Annotated in this window: 17 protein-coding genes, 1 tRNA gene and 1 riboswitch; of the genes, 9 read left to right on the top strand and 9 right to left on the bottom strand. The window is 59.1% G+C overall.

From position 1 onward, the window contains the following. Nucleotides 1-182 precede the first annotated feature (182 nt). Entirely contained in the window at nt 183-551 is a 369-nt protein-coding gene (locus ABD806_RS06730; protein WP_344956065.1) for a heavy-metal-associated domain-containing protein, read from the bottom strand. A gap of 262 nt (nt 552-813) precedes the next feature. On the opposite strand from ABD806_RS06730, the gene ABD806_RS06725 reads away from it, so the two are divergent. Beyond that, on the top strand, nt 814-1,629 hold the full coding sequence (locus ABD806_RS06725) for a sterol desaturase family protein (RefSeq protein ID WP_344956063.1): 816 nt from the start codon (nt 814-816) through the stop codon (nt 1,627-1,629). 51 nt (nt 1,630-1,680) lie between these two features. Here ABD806_RS06725 and ABD806_RS06720 read toward each other — a convergent pair whose 3' ends face one another. After that, nucleotides 1,681-1,968, bottom strand: a complete 288-nt coding sequence (locus ABD806_RS06720) for a hypothetical protein (RefSeq protein ID WP_344956060.1) — start codon at nt 1,966-1,968, stop codon at nt 1,681-1,683. 446 nt (nt 1,969-2,414) lie between these two features. Between ABD806_RS06720 and ABD806_RS06715 the strand changes: the two genes are divergently transcribed. The 4 genes from ABD806_RS06715 to ABD806_RS06700 all read left to right on the top strand — a co-directional run bounded on the left by ABD806_RS06715 (nt 2,415) and on the right by ABD806_RS06700 (nt 9,059). Further along, nucleotides 2,415-3,611, top strand: coding sequence for a TolC family protein (locus ABD806_RS06715; RefSeq protein WP_486389739.1), 1,197 nt, complete (start codon nt 2,415-2,417; stop codon nt 3,609-3,611). Further along, nucleotides 3,608-5,236, top strand: a complete 1,629-nt coding sequence (locus ABD806_RS06710; RefSeq protein WP_344956054.1) for an efflux RND transporter periplasmic adaptor subunit — start codon at nt 3,608-3,610, stop codon at nt 5,234-5,236. The genes ABD806_RS06715 and ABD806_RS06710 overlap by 4 nt, the downstream gene beginning before the upstream one ends. Next, nucleotides 5,233-8,472, top strand: coding sequence for an efflux RND transporter permease subunit (locus ABD806_RS06705; RefSeq protein WP_425583074.1), 3,240 nt, complete (start codon nt 5,233-5,235; stop codon nt 8,470-8,472). Before ABD806_RS06710 ends, ABD806_RS06705 begins: the two co-directional genes overlap by 4 nt. Before the next feature lie 239 nt (nt 8,473-8,711). Further along, nucleotides 8,712-9,059, top strand: coding sequence for a copper-binding protein (locus ABD806_RS06700; RefSeq protein ID WP_344956052.1), 348 nt, complete (start codon nt 8,712-8,714; stop codon nt 9,057-9,059). A gap of 166 nt (nt 9,060-9,225) precedes the next feature. Here ABD806_RS06700 and ABD806_RS06695 read toward each other — a convergent pair whose 3' ends face one another. From ABD806_RS06695 to rcsF, 3 genes are read right to left on the bottom strand one after another with little or no spacing between them, the layout of a single operon-like run. Further along, nucleotides 9,226-10,944 carry a proline--tRNA ligase gene (locus ABD806_RS06695; RefSeq protein WP_344956049.1) on the bottom strand — a complete coding sequence of 573 codons (1,719 nt, stop codon included), beginning with the start codon at nt 10,942-10,944 and terminating at the stop codon, nt 9,226-9,228. Nucleotides 10,945-11,003: 59 nt separating this feature from the next. Further along, nucleotides 11,004-11,738 (bottom strand): tRNA (N6-threonylcarbamoyladenosine(37)-N6)-methyltransferase TrmO, encoded by a 735-nt coding sequence (tsaA, locus tag ABD806_RS06690; protein ID WP_344956047.1) that lies wholly within the window; start codon nt 11,736-11,738, stop codon nt 11,004-11,006. Then, nucleotides 11,738-12,106, bottom strand: coding sequence for an Rcs stress response system protein RcsF (rcsF, locus tag ABD806_RS06685; protein ID WP_344956043.1), 369 nt, complete (start codon nt 12,104-12,106; stop codon nt 11,738-11,740). Before rcsF ends, tsaA begins: the two co-directional genes overlap by 1 nt. Nucleotides 12,107-12,349: 243 nt before the next feature. Between rcsF and ABD806_RS06680 the strand changes: the two genes are divergently transcribed. Beyond that, nucleotides 12,350-12,423 (top strand) — tRNA-Gly (locus ABD806_RS06680). Here the strand turns inward: ABD806_RS06680 and ABD806_RS06675 are convergent. From ABD806_RS06675 to ABD806_RS06665, 3 genes are all read right to left on the bottom strand, one after another. Further along, nucleotides 12,412-14,535, bottom strand: a complete 2,124-nt coding sequence (locus ABD806_RS06675; RefSeq protein WP_344956040.1) for a putative bifunctional diguanylate cyclase/phosphodiesterase — start codon at nt 14,533-14,535, stop codon at nt 12,412-12,414. The two genes, ABD806_RS06680 and ABD806_RS06675, sit on opposite strands and share 12 nt — an antisense overlap. A gap of 170 nt (nt 14,536-14,705) precedes the next feature. Then, a complete protein-coding gene (locus ABD806_RS06670) occupies nt 14,706-16,778 on the bottom strand; it encodes a putative bifunctional diguanylate cyclase/phosphodiesterase (RefSeq protein ID WP_344956037.1) in 2,073 nt (690 codons plus the stop codon). Between the two features lie 6 nt (nt 16,779-16,784). Beyond that, complete coding sequence (locus ABD806_RS06665; protein WP_344956035.1) at nt 16,785-17,264, bottom strand: putative pterin-binding protein; 480 nt, start codon at nt 17,262-17,264, stop codon at nt 16,785-16,787. 13 nt (nt 17,265-17,277) lie between these two features. Beyond that, nucleotides 17,278-17,364: riboswitch (cyclic di-GMP riboswitch) on the bottom strand. Between the two features lie 348 nt (nt 17,365-17,712). Here ABD806_RS06665 and ABD806_RS06660 point away from each other — a divergent pair. The 3 genes from ABD806_RS06660 (at nt 17,713) to ABD806_RS06650 (ending at nt 22,177) form a co-directional block, all read left to right on the top strand. Beyond that, the gene (locus ABD806_RS06660) at nt 17,713-19,350 is read left to right on the top strand and encodes a BCCT family transporter (protein ID WP_344956032.1); all 1,638 of its coding nucleotides are present in this window, start codon (nt 17,713-17,715) and stop codon (nt 19,348-19,350) included. Between the two features lie 188 nt (nt 19,351-19,538). Continuing rightward, on the top strand, nt 19,539-21,431 hold the full coding sequence (locus ABD806_RS06655; protein ID WP_344956030.1) for a putative nucleotidyltransferase substrate binding domain-containing protein: 1,893 nt from the start codon (nt 19,539-19,541) through the stop codon (nt 21,429-21,431). 8 nt (nt 21,432-21,439) lie between these two features. Next, a complete protein-coding gene (locus tag ABD806_RS06650; RefSeq protein WP_344956026.1) occupies nt 21,440-22,177 on the top strand; it encodes a 3'-5' exonuclease in 738 nt (245 codons plus the stop codon). A 311-nt stretch (nt 22,178-22,488) separates the two neighbouring features. On the opposite strand, the gene arcA is transcribed toward ABD806_RS06650, so the two are convergent. Then, nucleotides 22,489-23,205: a two-component system response regulator ArcA gene (gene arcA, locus ABD806_RS06645; protein WP_344956024.1), complete on the bottom strand. Its 717-nt coding sequence runs from the start codon at nt 23,203-23,205 to the stop codon at nt 22,489-22,491. Nucleotides 23,206-23,595: the final 390 nt, after the last annotated feature.

The raw sequence follows: 23,595 nt of genomic DNA, 5'->3' as shown, positions 1-23,595 counted from the left end.
CCAGGTTGGTTTCCAGCACCCCGTAGAGGAAGCCCGGCACGCCGCCCTTGAGCTCCCCTGGCCAGAGCCGGTGCTGCCAGGAGAGATCTCAGGCCGCTTCGTCACCGGCTTCGAAGCCGTTGCCCGGTTGTTGACGCGGACGCTCAGCTGGCTGTCGAACTGGTCACTCAGGGTCTGGTGGGTCAGCACCAGGCCACCGAAGAAATCCCAGGAGCCGCTACCCAACTGCAGGGGGGCGGCAGGCGCCTCAAAGCGTCGCCGGCCTCATCCTCGCCGGTGGGAGCCTCGATGCCGGCAAATGGCGCCAGCCTGAAGGTGCGGCCCGGTTGGTCTTGCTGAAAAATCGTATAGCGGCCGAACAGCCCGAGGTCACCCAGCCCTTTCTGGCGGCGTTGTACCCGCTGGCCTGCTTGGATATCGGTTTCCACCCGTTTAACGCCCTCCTGCTTGCTCAAGGATTTTTCGATACCGTAGGCACAGAAGGGGCAGGCCGGGCCATCGACCCCGAGCCGGTATTCCAGGGGCGCGGCCCCGGCGGTATGCCACAGCACCGCCGGGACGAAGGCAATGGATGAGGTTTTAATAAACTCCTCTCCTCCCTCTTGTTGACCGGGGCCGCTCGTTTCTGGGGCCGGCAGCTTATTGTATGGCTAGCTATTGGAGTTGACACCAAGTCAAGAAAGCGCTGCCCGAATGCTGTTTTTGGCGTGGCGGCAGTCAGTGCATGCTGTCACATTAATCACCGGTCTGACACTGATTGAATGTTATATTCAGGGTGGTTGCACCGTTGCAACCCGAACCGGGGGTAAGGCCATGGCCGAGACGCTATTTGCCTATGAGCCGATGATACGACTGGGCATCTTTATCGGAGTGTTGCTCGCCATGGCGCTTTGGGAACTCGCCGCCCCGCGCCGCCCGCAGTATTACCGCCGAGGACAGCGCTGGCCGCATAATTTACTGCTCGTCGTGCTGGATACGCTCGCCGTGCGGCTCTTGTTTCCACTGGCGGCAGTGGGTGTTGCCTTGATGGCAGCCGAGCAGGGCTGGGGCCTGTTCAATGTGATTTCACCACCGATGTGGCTGGGGGTCATCATCTCGCTACTCGTACTCGACTTGACCATTTACTTCCAGCATCGGCTCTTTCATGCGCTCCCCTGGCTCTGGCGTTTGCACCGCGTGCATCACGCCGACCTTGAGTTTGATGTCACCACCGGGCTCCGTTTTCATCCGCTGGAAATCCTGCTGTCCATGGGCATCAAGTTCGCCGCAGTGGTGGCTCTGGGCGCACCAGCGCTCGCGGTGCTGATCTTCGAAGTCGTGCTCAATGCGTCCTCCCTGTTCAACCATGGCAATGTGCGGCTGCCCGCGTGGCTGGACCGGCGCCTGCGGTGCTTCGTAGTGACACCCGAGATGCACCGGGTGCATCATTCCATCGAGCCTCGAGAAACCGACAGCAACTTCGGCTTCAATTTGCCATGGTGGGATCACCTGTTCGGCACCTATCGCGCCCAGCCCGCCGCCGGGCATCTCCACATGACGATCGGCATCGAGGATTTTCGAAGTGCCCGCGACCTCAGGCTGGATCGCATGCTGATCCAGCCGTTTCGCAGCACTCCATCGCGCGGCTAGAGGATGCCAGCTTTTTAATATTTCACATTTCATGTCAAGGCGTCAGGCCAATCATAAATGTTGCCGTTCGGGGGCGAAGACCCTGGAAAAACGTACGCCAAGCTGCTGACCTGTATGGTTCTCTTCTGATAGACTGGAAAGATGCGTACTTTCATCGCCTTCTTGCTTTGTTTCTCGGTTGCCTTTCCCGGCAGCTTGCTGGCGCACGCATTCACTTCTCCCTGCCCAATGGAACCAGGCATGCAGGTCGTGATGATGGACATGGCTGAGCCAGTAGACGATTGTTGTAACGACGCGGATATGGCAGCCAAGACCGGCAAGCCGTGCAAGACCGGGCAAGAATGCCCTCCATCATCGCACGCCTGCGCGCTTATTTCGTTCGCGACCTCGACACGGGAGCCTGAACCAACCGAGCCGGTGTCGACGTTTGCACTCTTTCCTTCCTCGTTTGACCCTTCCGGGGTTTGGCGTCCGCCTACTTTTTTCTGATTCCGATTACCCGTAGCCAAGTCGATCCACTCCATAAAGGGGTACAGGTCTGACTCGGTGGTCCGTGCGCATCGCAGCCGTGCTGTGGTCGCGTTTTAAGACTCATTCGGATTCAGATTATGCAGCTTATTTTTCCTGGGGCTTCCATACCGTCGCCCCGACGACGCGTGCCTGTGCGGTGGCCTGGTGCCATTTGTGTGCTCACCGCCGCGGTATTAACCTCCGGTCTTTCCGGCTGGACAGTGGCACAAACAACCATCAGCTCTCAACCACTCTCATTAGAAGCGGCGCTGAAAATGGCAGAAGAACAATCCTATGCCTTGGTCGCGCAAGATGCCGCAGCGACATCGGCCCGTGAAATGGCGGTGGCCGCGGGACAGTTGCCAGACCCGACTTTGCGGCTGTCAGTTGAAAGCCTGCCCATCAATGGGCCGATGCAATACAGCCTTACCGATGATTTCATGACTATGCGTTCGATCGGCCTGATACAGACCTTCACCCGTGAGGACAAGCGCAGCGCACGTGCCGCACGTTTCGGGCGAGAGGCGGACCTGGCGCAAGCCGGGCGGGCGATGCAACTTGCCGAGCTCAAACGCAACACGGCGATCGCCTGGTTCGACCGCTACTACCAGCAACAAATGGTCGAGTTACTGACCCGCCAGCGTGACGAAGCCTCGTTACAGATTGAGGCTGCCGAGGCGGCCTATCGCGCCGATCGGGGAACGCAAGCGGATGTGTTCGTGGCGAGCTCGGCGGTGGCCCGGATTGAGGATCGGATCAGGGAAACGCTGGCGCGAATGGAAAATGCCACCACCGTACTCGCGCGCTGGGTCGGCGAATCGGCGTTTTCCCCTCTGGGTGGTGCACCACGGATATCGACAACACGGCTGGAAGTGCACCCCCTTGAACACCGGATCGATCAACACCCCGACATCGCCTTGTTGACCTCGAAGGAGGCGGTGGCCCGGGCCGAGGCTGAAGTAGCCCGTCAGGAGAAGAGCGTCGACTGGAGCGTAGAGCTGATGTACAGCCAACGTGGACCGGCGTACTCCGACATGGTCTCTCTCAGCGTATCCGTCCCCCTGCAGTGGAACCAGAAGAATCGACAAGACCGGGAGCTGTTCGCAAAACTCGCTAAAGCCGAACAAACGCGTGCAGAGCGCGAGGAGATGATGCGAGAGCGTGTCGCCCAAACGCAGCGTTGGCTCTCCACCTGGCGTAGCAATCTTGGGCGCCTTTCCGACTACGACCGGACCCTTATTCCGCTCGCTGCCCGGCGTACCCGTGCGGCGCTCACGGCTTACCGAGGCGGCAAGGGCCCGTTGTCGGCTGTGCTTGAAGCGCGCCGCATGGAGATCGATACCCGTATAGAGCGGCTGCGTATCGAAATGGAAACGGCCGGACTTTGGGCCGAGCTTGAATACCTGATCCCGGAAGAAAGCGTAGAGAGGGGGGCCGCCAATATGACGAACCTCCTGGAGAAGCAAGGATGAAGCTAAAAAGTATTGTGATCGGTCTGTTTGCCGCCGGGGTGCTGGGCGGTGTGGGCTTCGGCCTTTACAAGACGGGGGTGCGGCAGGGGATGAGTGCATCCGCAACAAAGGCGCCGGCTTCCGCGCCTGCCCCGGCTGGTAAGGTACCGCTGATGACGACAATAGACCCGTCGACTTGGGGGATAGCCGAGGGGGAGGAAGCCAGCCGCCGCCATATTAAGGACGGTCTCAAGGCTGGCGCCGTTGATCCGGTTACCGGCCGGAAGATCCTCTACTATCACGATCCAATGGTACCGGGTAAGAAGTTTGAGGCGCCAGGCAAGTCGCCTTTTATGGATATGATGCTGGTACCGGCTTATGCAGGTGGTGAGGGGGCGGACGCGAGCAACATCACCGTTAGCCCGCGGATCCAGCAGAATATCGGCCTGCGCACAGCACAGGTAACAGAGGGCGAGCTGGCGTCCGTGGTATCGGCGGTGGGGGCGATCGCCTGGAATGAGCGTGATCAGGTGCTAATACAGGCCCGTGCCATGGGGTATATCGAAAAGCTGCATGTGCGCGCAACCCTGGACCGGGTTACCAAGGGACAACCTTTGGTCGATATTTACGTACCCGACTGGGTCGCCGCCCAGGAGGAATATATGTCGGTGCGCCGTATGCAGGGCTCAGATCTCGGCTCCCTGGTGGCTGCTGCCCGCGCACGTATGCGTCAGGCGGGGATGGGGGACGAACATATCCGGCTCGTTGAATCAACCGGGCGGGTACAGGCACGGCTGACTATTCATGCGCCGATCGACGGCGCCGTCACCGAGTTGACGGTACGAGAAGGCATGACGGTGCTGCCCGGTATGACGCTGGTGCGCATCAACGGCCTGAGTACGGTGTGGGCTCATGCCGAGGTGCCCGAGAGTCAGGCTGCGTTGCTGCGGCCGGGGACTAGGGTCGTTGCGAATAGCCCGGCAATGCCCGGGGCAAGCTTTGAGGGCCGCATACAGGCGCTGCTGCCAGAGGTGAGCGCCGAGACCCGCACGATCAAGGCGCGCATGGAGCTGGCCAATCCGGATGCCCGGCTGGTGCCAGGCATGTTTGTCCAAATGAGTTTCGCGGACAAACCAGAAAGTACAAGCTTGCTCATACCAACCGAGGCAATCATCCAGACCGGCAAGCGCACTATCGTGATGTTGGCCGAGGACGGCGGCAGGTTCCGACCGGCCGAAGTCGAAATCGGCATCGAAGCGGATGGTCAAACCGAGATCAAGCGCGGCCTGCGAGCGGGTCAGCGCGTGGTACTGTCCGGCCAGTTCCTGATCGACTCGGAAGCCAGCCTCAAGGGCCTCGAGGCGCGTTTGGGAGAGGACGTGGAGTCCGGTGACATTCACAGTACCGAAGCGCGGATCGAGGCGATCGATGGTGACCTGTTGACGTTGACTCATCCGGCGATTCAGAGCTTGAAGTGGCCGGCGATGACCATGGACTTTAGGCTGGCGCCGAACATGCAACCGCCACCCGATCTGGGAGTCGGCCAGGATGTCGAGATCGAATTCCGCATGCAAGAAGGCGATGCGCCGCAGATTACGTCGATTCAGCGGGTCGCACCGGGCCCGGCGGCAGGAGGCGCACAATGATAGCCAAACTCATCCGCTGGTCCATCTCCAACCGCTTCCTCGTGCTGCTGGCGACCTTGATGATCAGCGCCTGGGGTCTGATCTCCATGCTGCGCACACCGCTGGATGCTTTGCCCGACTTGTCGGATGTGCAGGTCATTATCCGTACTACTTATCCCGGTCAGGCACCGCAACTTGTTGAAAATCAAGTGACCTATCCGCTGACGACGACCATGCTGGCGGTCCCCGGCGCCAAGGTCGTGCGCGGTTTCTCGTTCTTCGGCGATAGTTATGTCTATGTGCTGTTCGAGGATGGCACGGATTTGTACTGGGCGCGCACGCGTGTGCTGGAGTATCTCAACCAGGTGCAGTCACGCCTGCCGGCAACGGCAACCTCCTCGATAGGGCCGGATGCGACCGGGGTGGGCTGGGTCTACCAATACGCGCTGGTCGACGAGTCGGGCACCCAAGACATTTCGCAGTTGCGCACCTTACAGGACTGGTTTCTCAAGTTCGAACTCAAGACGGTACCCGATGTGGCGGAAGTGGCCACGATAGGCGGTATGGTGCGCCAATACCAGGTGGTGCTCGATCCGGATAAGCTGGCTGCCTACCGCATACCGCACGGCAGAGTGGTGGAAGCGATCCGCAAAGCCAATCAAGAGGCGGGTGGTTCGGTCCTGGAGCTGGGTGAGGCAGAATACATGGTGCGGGCCTCCGGTTATCTACAGACGCTTGATGATTTCCGTGCCATTCCACTGATGACCACCGACGCCGGGGTCTCGGTGCTGCTGAGTGATGTGGCGCGTATTCAGGTGGGCCCAGAGATGCGGCGCAGTATCGGTGAGCTGGACGGAATGGGCGAAGCGGTCGGGGGCGTTATCGTCATGCGATCGGGCAAGAACGCGCTCACGACGATCAAGGCCGTGAAGGCCAAGCTTGCGACCTTGCAGGCGAGTTTGCCTGAGGGGGTCAAGATTGTCCCTGTGTACGATCGGTCCGGTCTGATCAAACGTGCGGTCGAGAATCTCAGCTACAAGTTGGTCGAGGAGTTCCTGGTGGTGGCGGTGGTGTGCGCGGTGTTCCTCTTTCACCTGCGCTCCGCCCTGGTGGCCATTATCTCACTGCCGCTGGGTATCCTGATGGCCTTCATCGTCATGCAGCAGCAGGGCGTCAACGCCAACATCATGTCGCTCGGCGGTATCGCTATTGCGGTAGGCGCCATGGTGGACGCGGCGGTGGTGATGATCGAGAACGCCCACAAGCATCTCGAAACCTGGTCCCATGAACATCCCGGAGAGAAGCTCGGCGGAGAAGCCCGCTGGGGCGTTATCGGGGATGCCGCCGCCGAGGTAGGGCCAGCCCTGTTCTTCTCGCTGCTGATCATCACGCTGAGCTTTATCCCGGTGTTCACCCTTGAAGCCCAGGAAGGACGAATGTTTTCGCCGCTGGCCTTCACCAAGACCTACTCCATGGCGGCGGCGGCGGGGCTATCGGTCACCCTGATCCCGGTGCTGATGGGCTACCTTATCCGTGGACGGATCCCGGATGAACAAGCCAATCCGCTCAGCCGCTGGCTGATCGCGGTTTACCGTCCCTTGCTCAACGCCGTGCTGCGCTTCCCGAAGATGACGCTCGCTTTGGCTGTGGCGCTGCTGTTCACCAGCTGGTGGCCATTGCAGCACATCGGCAGTGAGTTCATGCCTCCGCTGGACGAGGGGGACTTACTTTACATGCCCACGGCACTACCGGGCTTGTCCGCCGGTAAGGCCGCCGAGTTGTTACAGCAGACGGATCGTCTGATCAAGAGCATACCCGAGGTGAAAACCGTCTACGGCAAGGCCGGCCGAGCGGGAACGGCAACCGATCCCGCCCCCTTGGTGATGTTCGAAACCACGATCCAATTCAAGCCGCGTAGCGAATGGCGGCCCGGCATGACGCCGGACAAGTTGGTAGAGGAGCTGGATAAGATCGTGCGCGTGCCGGGCCTGACCAATATCTGGGTGCCGCCGATCCGTAACCGTCTCGACATGCTGGCCACCGGCATCAAGAGTCCGGTCGGGGTCAAGGTTAAAGGGCCGGATCTGGCCACCATCGACCGGCTGACCGGGGAGATAGAGACGGTGCTCAAGGAGGTGCCCGGCGTGACGAGCGCATTCGCCGAGCGGCTGACCGGTGGCCGTTATGTCGATGTGAACATCCGACGCGAGGCGGCCGCTCGTTATGGCCTTAACATCGACGATGTGCAATCGGTGGTGGCTTCGGCAATCGGCGGTATGAACATCGGCGAGACCGTCGAAGGGTTGCAGCGTTTCCCGATCAATGTTCGTTATCCGCGCGAAGTCCGGGATTCGTTGTCTAACTTGCGAGCCTTGCCCATAGTGACCGCGCGTGGCCAACAGCTGGTGCTGTCCGATGTGGCCGACATCGGTATCGACGATGGCCCGCCGATGTTGCGCAGTGAAAACGCACGGTTGTCCGGCTATGTGTATGTTGACCTTCGTGGTCGCGATCTGGGTTCGGCCGTTCACGAGATGCAGCGCACCGTGGCCGACAAGATAGCGTTGCCGGCCGGATACTCGGTGTCCTGGTCCGGGCAGTTCGAATTCCTTGAGCGCGCCACCGAGAAACTCACCTTGGTGGTGCCCTTCACCCTGCTCATTATCTTTGTGCTGCTCTACCTGACCTTTAAGAATTTTGATGAAGCACTGCTGATTATGACGACGCTGCCCTTTGCCCTGGTAGGCGGCATCTGGCTGCTTTATCTACTGGGATACAACCTGTCGGTAGCCGGTACGGTTGGATTTATCGCTTTGGCTGGCGTGGCGGCCGAATTCGGCGTGATCATGCTGTTGTACCTGAAGCAGGCATGGTTCGAGCGAATCGATGTAAACAGGAGAGGCGAGGCCGATCTGCTCGATGCGATCCGCGAAGGTGCGGTATTGAGGGTGCGGCCCAAGGCCATGACGGTCGCCGTCATTCTGGCCGGTCTGCTGCCGATCATGTGGGGCTCGGGGACCGGCAGCGAGGTGATGCAGCGCATCGCCGCGCCAATGGTAGGAGGCATGATTACCGCCCCCCTGCTGTCGATGTTCGTGATCCCGGCCGCGTATTTGCTGATGCGGCGACCGAAGAGGGCTAAATCGCCGAATGCCTCGTCCTGGATAAAGACGCAATGGGGGGACTTAAGTCTCGATGGACCCAGAGGCCCGGACCATGGACGGCGCCCCAGGGGGGATGTCCATGACATCACCTAGGCACGGCAAGGTTCTCGGGTTTGGTTCGGCGCAGACAGTCGCAGAGGCTACAGAAGCAGCTGTGGGTAGTCTGCCGTTGCCCAGCAGGGCAGACAATATTCGGTATGAAGATAGATGTCATGCCGATGATGGCTGGGATGACATAGTTGTCCCACCAATTCAGTGCACTTTGGCCGGGTCGTGCACAACGGCGCGAACAAGACCTGGTCATATTTCCTCAACATTTGGAGAAACACTCAATGAAGAAAACGCTGATCGGTTCGTTTGCTATCGCACTGGTACTCTCGTCGACCCCTCTGGCAGCGCAGCAGAAGATGGATGATATGAAGGGCATGGACATGAGCACTATGCCTGCGGCTGGTGACCAAGTCGTGCATATAGCCAAAGGTACAGTCAAAAAAGTGGATGCGGAGGCAGGTGTCGTCACCTTGGCCCATGGGCCGGTGGAAAGCCTGAACTGGCCTTCCATGACGATGGGGTTCAAGGTCAAGGACACAACGGTGCTCGACCAGCTTAGTGTCGGCCAAACGGTCGAATTCGAGTTCGTGTCGGCCGATAAAGGTTATGTTATCTCTGGGGTTAAATGATGTTCACCGGCTAAACCGCTGTTCCGAATAGTGGGTCACCCGAGACAGCGGCCGGGATCGCTAAGCCGATCTTCTGCGCCAGGGATGGTGCAGAAGGTCGGCTTGAAAGCTTAATCCCGTTAACTGACCGGCGTTACGCCGGTTAGCGCTCTTGCTATGGTTGTACTCAACGGCCCATGGCCTGAGTGATGTGGGACAGCACCTGGTCGATGGCGATTTCGACCTTGTCGCCACCGCGCCTGTGTTTGTATTCGACCACCTGGTTGTCCAGGCCGCGCTCGCCGATCACTATGCTGTGGGGCACGCCGAGCAGCTCCATATCGGCGAACATCACCCCGGGACGCTCCTTGCGATCGTCGAACAACACGTCGATACCGGCGTCTTTCAGCTGCTGATAGAGGGTATCGGCCACTTCCTGGACCCGGTGGGACTTGTGCATGTTCATGGGGATGATGGCCACCTGGAACGGCGCTATGGCGTCGGGCCAGATGATGCCCCGCTCATCGTAGTTCTGCTCGATGGCGGCCGCGACGATACGCGAAACGCCGATACCGTAGCAGCCCATTTCCAGCACCACCGACTTACCGTCTTCGTTGAGCACGGTCGCGCCCATCTTGGCGGAGTAATTGTTGCCCAGCTGGAAGATATGGCCGACCTCGATGCCGCGCTTGATCTGCAGCACGCCCTTGCCGTCCGGGCTGGGGTCGCCTTCCTTGACATTGCGCAGATCGGCCACCTCGGGTTGCGGCAGATCCCGCCCCCAGTTGATGCCGAAATAGTGCTTGTCCTCGATATTGGCGCCGGCGCCGAAGTCGCTCATCACCGCCACGGCCCGATCGACGATCACCGGTACCGGCATGTTGACGGGGCCGAGGGAGCCGGGGCCGGCGCCGACGATGGCCTTGATCTCTTCCTCGGTGGCAAAGGTCAGCGGGGAGGCTACCAGGGGCAGTTTCTCCGCCTTCACTTCATTCAGCTCATGATCACCGCGGACCATCAGCGCCACCAGTGGGGCATCGACCTGCTCGGAGGCCTTGACCAGCAGGGTCTTGACGGTTTTCTTGATATCCAGACCGAACTGTTCGACCAGCTGGGCGATGGTCTTGGCGTTGGGGGTATCGACCAGGCTCATTTCCTGGGTCGGGGCATCGGCCAGGGCCTTGGGCGCCACCGCTTCGGCCATTTCGATATTGGCGGCGTAGTCGGAGCCGGTAGAGAAGGCGATGTCGTCTTCACCGCTGTCGGCCAGCACATGGAATTCATGGGAGGCGCTGCCGCCGATGGCGCCGGTATCGGCCAGCACGGCACGGTAATCGAGACCCATGCGTTCAAATACCCGGCTGTAGGCCTGATACATGTCCTGATAGGTCTGTTGCAGGCTGTCCTGGCTGGTGTGGAAGGAATAGGCATCCTTCATCAGGAATTCCCGGGCGCGCATGACCCCGAAGCGGGGGCGGACTTCATCGCGGAACTTGGTCTGGATCTGGTACAGGTTCAGGGGCAGCTGCTTGTAGGAGGCCAGCTCGTTGCGCACCATGGCGGTGATCACTTCCTCGTGGGTCGGACCCAGCACGAAGGGGCGGGCGTGCCTGTCCTGCAGGCGCAGCAGTTCGGGGCCAAATTTGTCCCAGCGACCGGTTTCCTGCCACAGATCGGCGGGTTGTACCACCGGCATCAAGACTTCAATGGCACCGGCCCGGTTCATTTCTTCCCGCACGATGGCGGCGACCTTGTTCAATACCCGCAGGCCGGAGGGCAGCCAGGTGTAGAGTCCGGAAGCCAGCTTGCGGATCATCCCGGCCCGCAACATTAACTGGTGGCTGATCACCTCGGCATCGCTCGGGGTTTCTTTGAGGGTGGAAAGCAAATATTGGCTGGTACGCATGCGCTAAACCTTGTTTGAGCTGAAATCCATTAAAGGGTCGATTGTAGCAGGGGCCAGGGTCAGGCAGAAGTCCCGGCTGTCCCGGAAGGTTCGTTATCGGGCTCTATCGCCAGTACCCGGGTCAGCCGGCCTGTCACTTCATACTTCACGTTGTAGTGATAAAGCCGCACCCCGTACTGTTGCCGCTCGAGCGAGCCCCGCTTATAGGCGGGCCTGGGATCCTGCACCAGCACCTCGGCGATAAACTCCTTCAGCTCGGGAACCGGCGACAGGGCACAGGCCTGTTCGGCATCCGGGCTGAAGATGACTTCCATATTGATCTCGGGGGCGGCGGGGGCGAAGCCGCCATGGGCCAGGGGCACGGCGTCGGCCCAGGGAATATAAGGCTTGATATCCACCACGGGGGTGCCGTCCACCAGATCCACGCCGCCCAGCTCCAGCCATACCTTGCTGCCTTCCTGATACATGCCTTCCAGGCTGACCACGGACAGGCCGAGGGGGTTGGGCCTGAAGGTGGAGCGGGTGGCAAAGACCCCGACCCGCTCGTTGCCTCCCAGCCGGGGAGGGCGCACCGTCGGCTTCCAACCTTGCTCGCGGGTCTGGTGGAAGACGAACACCAGCCAGAGATGGCTGAACTCGCCGAGACCACGAAAGGCGTCGGGCTGATTGTAGGGGGGCAGCATGTCCAGGTGGGCGCGGGCGCGGGTGACCAGGCCGGGCTGGCGGGGCACGGCAAATTTTTCTTTATAGGGCGAGCGGATAATCCCGATGGGATCCAGGGTAATGGCGGTCATTATTCGGCGACCGACAGGGCCTGGCCGCTGCACAGCACATGCTCGATACAGCCAGGCATATCGTCAAAGTGCATGCAGTTGTCCAGCAACAGGCCATTGGCGCCCATATCGGCGGCCCGGCGGCGGATATGGTTGCGGGCATCGGCTTCCTTGGGCGGTGGCTCGTTGGCTTCCAGCTGGCAGGCCTCGCCCTCGACCGAGCCGAGGGTCACATAGTTTTTGTCGGCCAGCTGTTCACGGCTATAGAGGGTGACGGAGCCTGCCTTGTAGTAATCCTTTACGCCGGCGGGCGAGACATTGCTGTCAAACCCCCAGTTGGCACAACCGGACAGGGTCAGGGCGATGAAAGTCAGGCTGAGTGTTCGCATCGTGGTTCCTTATTGGGTCAATATTGCCGCCGATGGCAACGAAGCAATGGTTATCCCTAGAGTGGCATGAGTGCCGATTCGGCGCAATTGGCAGTATCCAGATTGCGCCATTGTCACGGGAGACGAGAGGCTAGGGGGAGATGGCTTGTTTAAATTAACAGCAGGGTGTTTGTTTACTGTGCAAACGCACGGGTGGGGGATTGATTGGTCCTTAAAAAGGCCTATAGTGGAGCTGCTTCCGATGCGGGTGTAGTTCAATGGTAGAACGGCAGCTTCCCAAGCTGCATACGAGGGTTCGATTCCCTTCACCCGCTCCAGTTTTTCGCAGCTCCCATATCCCAGTGCCCCTTATCGATGCCGTCCGTTCGTGTCGCCGTCTCGGCATCGTCGCGCGCCGTCCGAGCCTGCCGTTGCAGCAGCGCCGTGATGTCGTCGGCGGGCAGTGGCCGGCTGAAATAGTAGCCCTGTCCCTGCTCGCATTGATGGGTGCGCAGAAATGCCAATTGCTCTTCTGTTTCTATGCCTTCCGCCACTACCCTGAGCTGCAGACTTTTGCTCATGGCGATAATGGCCCGGACGATGGCGGCGGCGCCTGACTGTGCGGGCAGGTTGCGGACAAAGGCGCCGTCGATCTTGAGTTGGCTCACCGGAAACCGCTGTAGATAGCTCAGTGAGGAATAGCCGGTGCCGAAGTCATCGATGGACAGCCTGACTCCCAGGGTGCGCAGTGCTTCCATGGCCTCTATGGCCGATGCCACATCACGCATCAGCAGGCTTTCGGTCAGCTCCAGATCCAGGTATTCGGCCGACAGCCCGGTTTGCGTCAGCGCCCCGGCAACCTGGTCGATCAGCCCGGGCTGCTGGAATTGCCGGGCCGACAGGTTCACCGCCATTTTCAGTGGCGGCAGGCCCAGCTCCTGCCAGATCATCGCCTGCCGGCAGGCGGTGGTGAGCACCCATTCGCCAATGGGCACGATCAGCCCGGTGTCTTCGGCCAGCGGAATAAAATCACCCGGGGCTACCAGCCCCCGTTGCGGGTGGCGCCAGCGCAGCAGGGCTTCAACGCCGATAATCCGCTCCTGTTCAAGATCCACCTGCGGCTGGTAGAACAGCTCCAGTTCTTCTCGTTGCAGGGCATGACGTAATTCCTGCCCAAGTTTCAGCCGCTGGCTGTGGTCGGCGTTCATTTCGGGGCGATAAGGCTGCACCGTATTGCGGCCCTTGTCCTTGGCGACATACATGGCCATATCGGCGCAGATCAGCAACTGCTCGACACTGCCGCCGTCCCGGGGATAGAGGCTGATGCCCATGCTGCCGGTAATCATCAGCTCCTGGCCGGCAATGGTGCAGGGGCTACGCAGCGTCGTGGCAATTCTCTGGGCGACCTCCATCACGGAGGCGTCCTCGCCGGCGATCTCTTCCAGTACCAAAGCGAATTCATCGCCGCTGATGCGGGCCACGGTATCTACCTCGCGGACACTGGCGGTCAGTCGTGTCGAGGCGATCTTCAGGAGGGCATCGCCGGCACCGTGCCCCAGGCTGTCATTGACATCCTTGAAGCGATCCAGATCCAGAAAGATCACGGCCACCCGGCTGCCCTTGCGCTGGGCAACACTGATGGCATGGGCCAGCCTGTCCTGCAGCAGCAGGCGGTTTGGAAGTCCGGTGAGGGCGTCATGGGTTGCTTGGTAAGAAAGGGTGTCGGTGGCCTGGAGCAGCTGGCGGTTGCTGTCCCGCAGTTGACGGGATTCCAGTTGGAGAAACGCCGCCAGCCGCAGGGTCTGCCGAAACTGAAAAAAATAGAGCAGCAAAAGCGCCAGCCCGCTGAGCGCCGGTGTCGCCAGGTACCAGTTGCTGCTGGTGGCGGTAAACTCCCGTAGCAGCCGATCTCCCTGCACCTCGCGCTGGAGCAAATAGTCCTTGCTGATATCGAACAGCGCTTGCCGGTAAGGGCGCAGTATATTCCAGATGGCACTGTAGTTGGGGTCAATAGGATCTGGTCTGAGTTTGGCCAGCCTGGGCTCGATGTCAGCGAGCGCACCGTTCAGCCCTTGTATGATGTTCCGTACCGCCGGTATTTCCAGCAGTACCCGGTTTGCCTCCCCTTCTTCAAACAATGCCATCCGACTGACCAGCAGTTCAAAGCTGAGCAACATCTCGGCACGGCTGCTGTCCTGGAACGATTCCGGCTGCACATATTGGCTCACCGAACTCCAGAAGTGCTCCAGTTCCTCCGATGTCTTGAACAGGGTATAGGATTGTTGGCCGAAGCTGAGGCTGGTCAGCCGGTTTACCCTGACCAGATCGCGGTAGGCAGCGACCAGGCTGAGGGTAAAGATCAGCAGGGCCAGCACCAGGCTCCATATGCCGAGGGAACGCCACCGGCGGGCGCTGGGATGAGAAGCGGAAACGGTCTGATCTGCCGGCATAAAATGGCCTCATTCGACAATTGTTTTATGTCATTGCCAAATCATTCTGGTGCAGCTTGCCAGACTGCGCAAATCAGGATCGTCATTCGGAGCAACTGTTTAGAAGGCGATGAGCACCGGTTGGATCCTGTCCGTCGATGCCCATCTTGCCATTGTCCAGGGCATGGCCTTCAACGGCCGCCGGCAGGCTCGGTTTTATTCAGCGTTGGTATCTCGAAGCAGGGGCGGTGTTGCAGCAAGGCGGTGATTTCCCTGGCCGGCAGTGGCCGGCTGAAATAGTAGCCCTGTCCCTGGTCACATTGATGGGTGCGCAGAAATACCAATTGCTCGGCGGTTTCTATGCCTTCCGCCACTACCCTGAGCTGCAGACTCTTGCTCATGGCGATAATGGCCCGGGCGATGGCACCGGCCCCCGGTTTGAGATGGACGTCGTTGACGAAGGCCCTGTCTATCTTGAGCTGGTTCAGCGGGAAGTGTTGCAGATAACTCAGTGACGAATAGCCGGTGCCAAAATCATCGATGGACAGGCTGACGCCCAGCTTTCTCAGGCCTTTCATGGCTTCGATGGCCGCTTCCACATCACGCATCAGCAGGCTTTCGGTCAGTTCCAGCTCTAAATATTCTGGCGGTAGATCCGCCATTTTCAGTGCCTTGGCGACCTGGGCTACCAGACCGGGCAGCTGGAACTGTCGGGGAGACAGGTTGACGGCCATTTTCAATGGCGGCAGGCCCTGGGCCTGCCAGGCCATTGCCTGCCGGCAGGCGGTAGCGAGTACCCATTCGCCGATGGGCACGATCAGCCCGGTTTCTTCGGCCAGCGGGATGAATTCGCCCGGTGAAATCATGCCTCGTTGCGGATGGTGCCAGCGCAGCAGGGCCTCGACACCGAAGATGCGCCCGTCGACGAGATCGACCTGGGGCTGGTAGTGCAGTTCCAGCTGCTGTTGTTTCAGGGCCAGGCGTAGCTCTCGTTCTAGCTTCATGCGGATTTTTTCTCCCGCGTTCATGCCGGTGAGATAGTGCTGGATTCGGTCGCGGCCCTGTTCCTTGGCTCGGTACAGGGCGGCGTCGGCGTTCATCAGCAAATGCTCCGCCGTGGAGCTGTCTCCGGGGTAGTGGCTGACGCCCATACCGACGGTGATAAACAGCTCTTCCCCGGCCATGGCGAATGGCCGGCGCAGCGCCACCACTATCCTGTTGAGCACCTCGGCGGTGCTATCTGGCCCCGTATCTGTCAGGAGCAGAACGAACTCATCGCCATCGAGGCGCGCCACTGTGTCAGCGTCCCCCACGCAGGCCCGGAGACGGCCGGCGACAAGGCGCAGCACTTCGTCACCCATGTTTCGCCCCAGGCTGTCGTTGACGGCCTTGAACCGGTCCAGATCCAGAGCGATCACCGCGATCCGGCCACCGGCCTGCTGAGCCTGGCCGATGGCTTGTTCCAGCCGATCCTGCAGCAGCGTTCGATTGGGCAGGGCCGTCAGGGGGTCATGGGTGGCTTGGAAGGTCAAGGTGCTGGTAGCCCGGAACAGCCGTTCGTTGGAATCCCGCAATTGGCGGGACTCCAGTTTCAGGGCCGCCGCCAGCCGCTGGGTCTGCCTGAGCTGGAAAAAATAGAGCAGCAGCAGCAGCAGGCCGCTGATGGCCGGCATTGCCCAGTACCTGAGGTGGCTGTTTTCGGCGAACTCCCGGACTATCTGATCGCCGCGTACCTCGGCACTGATCAGGTATTCCCTGGCCAGATCAAACAGCGGCTGTCGGTATGGCTGCAGGAGTTCGCGGATGGCCTGATAGCGGGGATCAAGGGGATCGGGAGTGAGCCAGTTCAGCTGTGGCTCCACTTTCGCGAGAGCCTCTTTTAGTCCATGGTGGAACTGCCGCACTTCCAGGGATTCGAGGAGATCTCTGTTGGCCTCGCCTTCTTCGAACAGGGAGATACGGCTTAGCAGCAGCTCGAAGTCTAGCAGCAGCTGCTCTCGGCTGACCTCGGTGAGGGCGTCGGGGTGAACATATATTCTTAATGAATCCCAGAAGCGATCCAGCTCTTCATAGGTCTTGAACAGGGTATGCGTATGGTGGCCGATACTGAGGTTGGTCAGGTCATTCACCCGGTTCAGCTCCCGATAGGAAGCCGCCAGGCTGAGCAGGAAGATCAGCAGGGCGAGCACCAGGCTCAGGGTGGGGAGTGTGCGCCGTTCGGAGAAGGAGCGGCGCAGGCCTCCGGTTGTTGAGGTTGGCATCATGGCGGCTTACCTGACTACCAGGCGGTGGAGCTGCCAGACCATCTTGCTTTCGTTGTTCAGGGTACGTAGCTCGGGGTAGTCATCCAGTGGATAGATGATCCATAAAGGCCCCTTGTCACGAATGCGCATCGGCTGGCCATTGCGTTTAAAGGCAATGATCACCGGGTAGTTGGCCAAGGTGTTCCAGTCAAGCCCCGTTTTGTAATTATTGAGGGCCTGGGCTTCTATATCATGGTGTTGCGCGCCGATGTCCGCCAGCAATTGGCTCAGCCGTACACCGGTAAAGGTCTGTACTCCGTCGCTCCAGGGGGTGCTGGTTCTCAATATGAGGGTGTCCATTGCCTCAAGCGCGGCAATATCGAAGCGGATCTGCTTGTTATCATGATGGATGATCGTCAGCACGGCCGGGCCCTGAGCCTGGACTGTCTGAGCGATGAAGATCAACAGTATGGCGAGCAGTGAGCTGAGTCCTTTAGCTAAATACAAAATCAACTTCTCCCTGGGCGGCTCCGTTGTCATCGGCTGTCTGCCCTCAGACCGGTAGCTTTGCATCCCCGCCTTTCGCCGGGGGTTGCCTTCTCGAGGAACGGCCAGCTGCCTATCGAGCAACTGGTGTAGGAACATACAGCGGGATTGTACGCGATAAGGCGCCGAGCTGTAAAAAGTATGTCTGTTCAACGAGTTCGGTCAGCCCGTTCTTTCTTCGGTGAGACTCTTTACCGGGCGCGGTGAGCCTGTCCTGGCCTTTGCCGCTATTATCAATGGCAGACCCCATTTTACCCGGGAGCGGGCAGAGCATCCGTAAATTGGCTTAATCTTCAATCGGTTGCTTATCCGGACACCACCGATATTTTGTTACCTCTGACCTGAAGCGCATGGATTGCATATGTTATGCTCTTCCTTTCCAGGACACCCATAAACCTAGGAAAAGTGTATGAATGACAAAGAAAAAGACGAGCAGGGTATTATGTCGCCCGATGGCGAGGTGAATCCCATCGATACCGATTATCAAATCGGACAAGATAATATTGCATTGAAGATCGGTCCCTTCGGTCTGGATATCCATGATCGGGTGTTTATGATCTCCGGCCTGGCCATCGTCGCCTTCGTACTGTTAACCCTGATGTTTCAAACCCAGATCGGTCCACTTTTCGGCGGGATACGCTCATGGCTGACCTCTAATCTGGACTGGTTTTTTCTGAGTGCCGGTAATATTTTTGTGCTGGCCTGTCTGGCATTGATTATTTCGCCGCTGGGCCGAGTGCGCATCGGCGGCACCAAGGCGATGCCGGACTATAGCTATGCGGGCTGGTTTTCCATGCTGTTTGCCGCGGGCATGGGCATCGGCCTGATGTTTTATGGTGTCTCCGAACCCTTGTCCCATTTCAACAGTTCGTTGGCGGGCACCGTGGTTGAGAACGGGGCCCGCACCGACTGGGCGCCCTTGGCCGGGGCCGCCGGTGATGCGCTGGGTGCGGAGCGCCTGGGGATGGCGGCCACCATTTATCACTGGGGACTGCACCCCTGGGCGATTTATGCGGTACTGGCGCTGGGGCTGGCGATCTTCTCCTACAACAAGGGCTTGCCCCTGACCATGCGTTCGGTGTTCTACCCCTTGCTGGGCGAGCGGGTCTGGGGCTGGCCTGGCCATGTGGTTGATATACTGGCCGTCGTCGCGACCCTGTTCGGGCTGGCGACTTCCCTTGGCCTGGGTGCCTCGCAGGCCAGTGCCGGCCTGAATTACCTGTTTGGTCTGCCCACCGGCACCACCACCGAAATCATCCTGGTGATAGTGATCACCGCCATCGCCCTGATCTCTGTGCTGGCCGGCCTGGATGCCGGGGTCAAGCGACTGTCCGAAATCAACATGGTACTGGCGGCCCTGTTGCTGCTGTTCGTGATTATCGTCGGCCCGACGCTGGTCATCCTGACCGGCTTCTTCGCCAACCTGGTGGCTTATATCGAACATCTGCCGGCGTTATCCAACCCGGTTGGTCGTGAAGACGCCAACTTCTCTCAGGGATGGACCTCGTTCTACTGGGCCTGGTGGATTTCCTGGTCGCCTTTCGTCGGCATGTTCATCGCGCGGGTTTCCCGTGGCCGTACCGTGCGTGAGTTTATGATTTCGGTCCTGCTGATTCCCTCCGCCGCCTGTGTGTTGTGGATGACGGCATTTGGCAGTACCGCCATCCATCAGCTGATCGATGGCTACGAAGGGGTCGTCAATGCGGAGCTGCCGTTGCAGCTGTTCACCATGCTCGATCAGTTGCCCTTGTCACAGATCACCTCGTTCCTGGGTATTGTGCTGGTAGTGGTGTTCTTCGTGACCTCCTCAGATTCCGGTTCTCTGGTGATCGATACCATAGCGGCCGGCGGTAAGGTGAATGCGCCCAAGCCACAGCGGGTATTCTGGTGCACCTTCGAAGGATTGGTGGCCATTGCCCTGATCCTGGGAGGAGGACTGGTCGCCTTGCAGGCGATGGCGGTATCTACCGGCTTTCCCTTTACCATAGTGCTGCTGATGGCCTGCGGCGCGCTGTTCAAAGGGCTGGCATCGGAGCCGCGGGGATAATAACCTCCGTTATATCTGTGGATCATGAGGCAGGTCGGTGTTTGTGCACCACCTGCCTTTTTCATTATGCTAGGGTGTGTCCCGATACTGCTCATGATGTCGCCGCCGCCCCAACAGGGCACGCTCAAGGTAGCAGCCTCAGCGTCATTTATGCGCAATAACGGAACACACCCTAAAGGGAGGGCCGGATGGAAGTAGAGCAGCTTGAGATCCTGGGATTTGTGCGCCAGTTTGCTCCTTTCGACAGTTTGCCGGAGCAGGTGCTGGAACATGTCGCCCGCCATATAGAAGTGGCTTATTACCGGGCGGGAACGGTTATCTGCGAGTATGGCGACAAGATCCATGATTTATATCTGATCCGTAGCGGCGCGGTGGAAACCTATCGCCGCAATGGCGATCTCTATAATCGCCTGAGCGAAGGCAACCTGTTCGGGCAGATGGCCCTGCTGATGAATAACCGGGTACGGCTGCCGGCCCGAGCCCTGGAAGATACCTTGTTGTACTGTATTCCCGAGGCCATCTTTACCGAGCTGTTTGAGAGCTATGAACAGTTCGCCGACTTTGTCGAGGTGGCAGACAAAGACCGGCTCAGGCAGGCGGTCTCCATACGCGAAGATGCCAACAATTTGATGTCGTCAACGGTACGCACCCTGATTTCCCGGGAGCCGGTGACCATTACCACCAGGGCATCCATCCGTGAAGCGGCCGAAAAAATGACCGAGGAGGGGGTATCGTCCATCCTGGTCGAATATCCGCAACAAGAGCAGCCGGCACAGCTGACCGAAGATGAGCAGTGCCTGGCGGGCATCATTACCGATCGTGACTTGCGGACCCGGGTACTGGCGACCGGACTCTCGCCGGATACCCCTGTGGTGGAGATCATGTCGGGGGATGTGATTGCCCTGGAAAGCGGTCAGCGGGTATTTGAGGCCATGTTGACCATGCTCCGTTACAACCTGCACCATCTGCCGGTGCTGCACCGCCATCGGCCGGTGGGGGTGATAGCCCTGTCGGACATAGTGCGTTATGAAACCCAGAGCAGCCTGTTTATGGTCAGCAGCATTTTCCGGCAGCAGACGGTGGCGGAGCTGCAGGCCCTGGCGGGTGAGGTGAAAGCCTGTTTTGTACGCCTGGTCAATGAGGATGCCAACTCTCATATGGTGGGCAGTGCCATGGCGGTGATTGGACGCAGCTTCAAGCAACGTTTGCTGGAGCTGGCCGAGGAGCAACTGGGGCCGCCACCTGTCCCCTACTGTTTTTTGGCGCTGGGCTCCATGGCACGGGATGAACAGCTGATAGTGACTGATCAGGATAACGCTTTTATTCTCGATAATCGCTACCATCCAACCCAGCATGGCGATTATTTTCAGGCACTGGCCGAGTTTGTCTGCGATGGGCTGGCCGCCTGTGGTTACAGCTATTGCAAGGGGGGCATCATGGCGACCAATCCCAAGTGGCAGAAAACCCGGCGTGAGTGGGAGCAATGTTTCAGCGACTGGATCGACAATCCCAGCCCGGAGTCCCTGCTGCACAGTTCTATCTTCTTTGACCTGGATGGCGTCTGGGGGAAAACCGAGTGGGCGGCGCAGTTGAATTCCCTGATTCGTCGGCGGGCCAAACGCAGCCCGCGTTTCCTGGCATGCATGGCGCGCAATGCCTTAAACCGGACACCGCCGCTCGGGTTTTTCAAGAATTTTGTGATGGAACAGGACGGCAAGCACAATAACTCGATCAACCTCAAGCGCAGGGGCACGGCACCGCTGGCTGATTTGATCCGGGTGCATGCGCTGGCGATTGGCTCCCGGGCGCAGAATTCCTTCGAACGGCTGCATGATGTCATCGAAGCAGGTATTTTACCCAAAGGCCGGGGGCCCGACTTACGCGATGCCATGGAGTTTATTGCCATGGTGCGGATCCGTCATCAGGTCTTCGATATTGAAGCCGGACGCGAGCCGGACAACAATATCGAGCCGGACTCCTTGTCGGATTTTGAACGCAGAAACCTGAAGGATGCCTTCCAGATCCTCAGCAATGCCCAGAAGTTTCTGAAATTTCGTTATCAGCCAACCCGCTCAAACTGAGGACATGCGTGTTTTATCTGCAACCGGAAGAAAAGCCAGTCAAAGCAACCCCGACGCCGGACTGGCCAAGCTGTTTTCAGACGCTGGCGGCGACCGTCAGGGATCCCCGCCTGCAGCGGTTTTATCAGGCGGGGGTGATAGCGGCCAACACGCCGCTGTCCGAAGTGCCCTTTGTGGCGATGGACTTTGAAACCACCGGTTTGAATCCGAATAAACACGGCATTATCAGCATTGGCCTGGTGCCGTTTGACATACGGCGCATCCATTGCCGGCGTGCCCGGCACTGGATCGTAAAACCGCGTAAACCCCTGGTCGAAGAATCCGTGGTGATCCACGGCATTACCCATTCCGATGTCAGGCAGGCTCCGGACTTACTCAGGATCCTCGAGCCATTGCTGGCGGCCCTGGCCGGGCGTGTCCCGGTGGTACACCACAGGGGCATTGAGCGGGCCTTCCTCGATGCCGCACTCAGAGAGCGACTGGGCGAGGGGATCCGTTTTCCGGTGGTGGATACCATGGATCTCGAAGCCCGCCTGCACCGTGGCAAGGCCCCCGGCTTCTGGGCCCGGCTGCTGGGCCGTAAGCCGGTTTCCATTCGCCTGGCGGACAGCCGGAGCCGTTATCACCTGCCCTATTATCAGCCCCATCATGCCCTCACCGATGCCTTGGCGACGGCAGAGCTGTTGCAGGCACAGATAGCGCATCATTATACGCCAGAGACGCAGATCCGGGAGATTTGGCGGTAGCCGATATAAACAGGCACAAGGTAAACGAGTATAGGGTCGAAACCCGGGGCAGAGAGTGGCAGAGGCCCAGGGCCGCTATCAAATAGCGGGAGGCTGCAGAACGGAAAATCCCTAACCGGAGGTGGTGCCACCTCCGGTTAGGCTAAATAACTGATACAAATACCGCTACATTTCGAGGCAGAGGTCAAGGGCCGATAAGTAGACCTCCGCGCCAGGGATGGCGCGGCGGAGCACCCAGGGATGAGGTTACGGTGAGTCTGCGTGCGGCCCTGACCTCTGCAGCACAATTAGGAACAGTTCTTTAGGGGAGCTTATTCCTCTAAATCACCACAGAAGCGGTAGCCTTCACCGTGAATGGTGGCGATAATTTCCGGGGAGTCCGCCACCGATTCAAAATGTTTACGGATACGACGTATGGTTACATCCACCGTCCTGTCGTGAGGCTTCAGTTCCCGGCCCGTCATTTTCTTCAACAGATCCCCCCGGCTCTGGATCTGTCCCGGGTTTTCGCAAAAGTGGATCATGGCTCGGAATTCGCTGCGCGGCAGCTTGAACACCTCGCCATTGGGACTGACCAGTGCCCGGCTGTTGATGTCCAGCGTCCAGCCGTTAAAGCGGTAGGTCTCTACCTGTTTTTCTTCGCCGGCGGCCTCCGGTACCTGCATGGTCCGGCTCAGCAGGTTACGTGCCCTAATGGTCAGTTCCCGTGGGTTGAACGGCTTGGTGATATAGTCATCGGCACCGATTTCCAGTCCAAGGATCTTATCGACCTCGTTGTCCCGGCCGGTGAGAAACATCAGCGCCAGGTTATGCTGTTCGCGCAACTCCCGGGCCAGCAACAGGCCATTTTTGCCGGGCAGGTTGATATCCATGATCACCAGGTTGATCTTGTTGGCCGACAGTGCCTGGTGCATTTCTTCACCGTCCGTGGCTTCCAGCACGGTGTAGCCTTCCGCCTCAAAGATGCTTTTGAGGGTGTTACGGGTGACCAGTTCGTCTTCAACGATAAGGATGTGTGGTGTCTGCATGAGCGTACCTGTTTTTAGATATAGAAGGATTCGTTGTCAACAGCCGCTGCGGTTAAGGACATCTACCCAGGAAAGTGTAAGTAAGTCACGTCAACAAAGCCCAAGTAACATCGCTTAAACTTTCAACGTTGTCGTAAAAGTTCAGCCAATTTAACTTGCATCCCATGCAGTTGCTGCCTCGGTTTCAAGGTGTATGACACCAGAAATAGCCAGCGGTCCATCACAAAAGTTGTCTTATTTTAACAGTTAACAGGGACATAACAACAGCCTCTTTGGAATGTTAAATAGTTTTAGGGCCATCATAAATCAAGGTCAAGCCGGGATTTAACAAAAAGGCCGGAATGTTATACAAATATCCCTGTATCTGGAGGACCGCCTCGGCCCCGCACC

The sequence above is a fragment of the Zobellella aerophila genome (assembly GCF_039539325.1).
GTDB lineage: Bacteria > Pseudomonadota > Gammaproteobacteria > Enterobacterales > Aeromonadaceae > Oceanimonas > Oceanimonas aerophila.
Note: the sequence above shows the minus strand (reverse complement) of the source record. Positions and strands in the feature narration are given on the sequence as shown.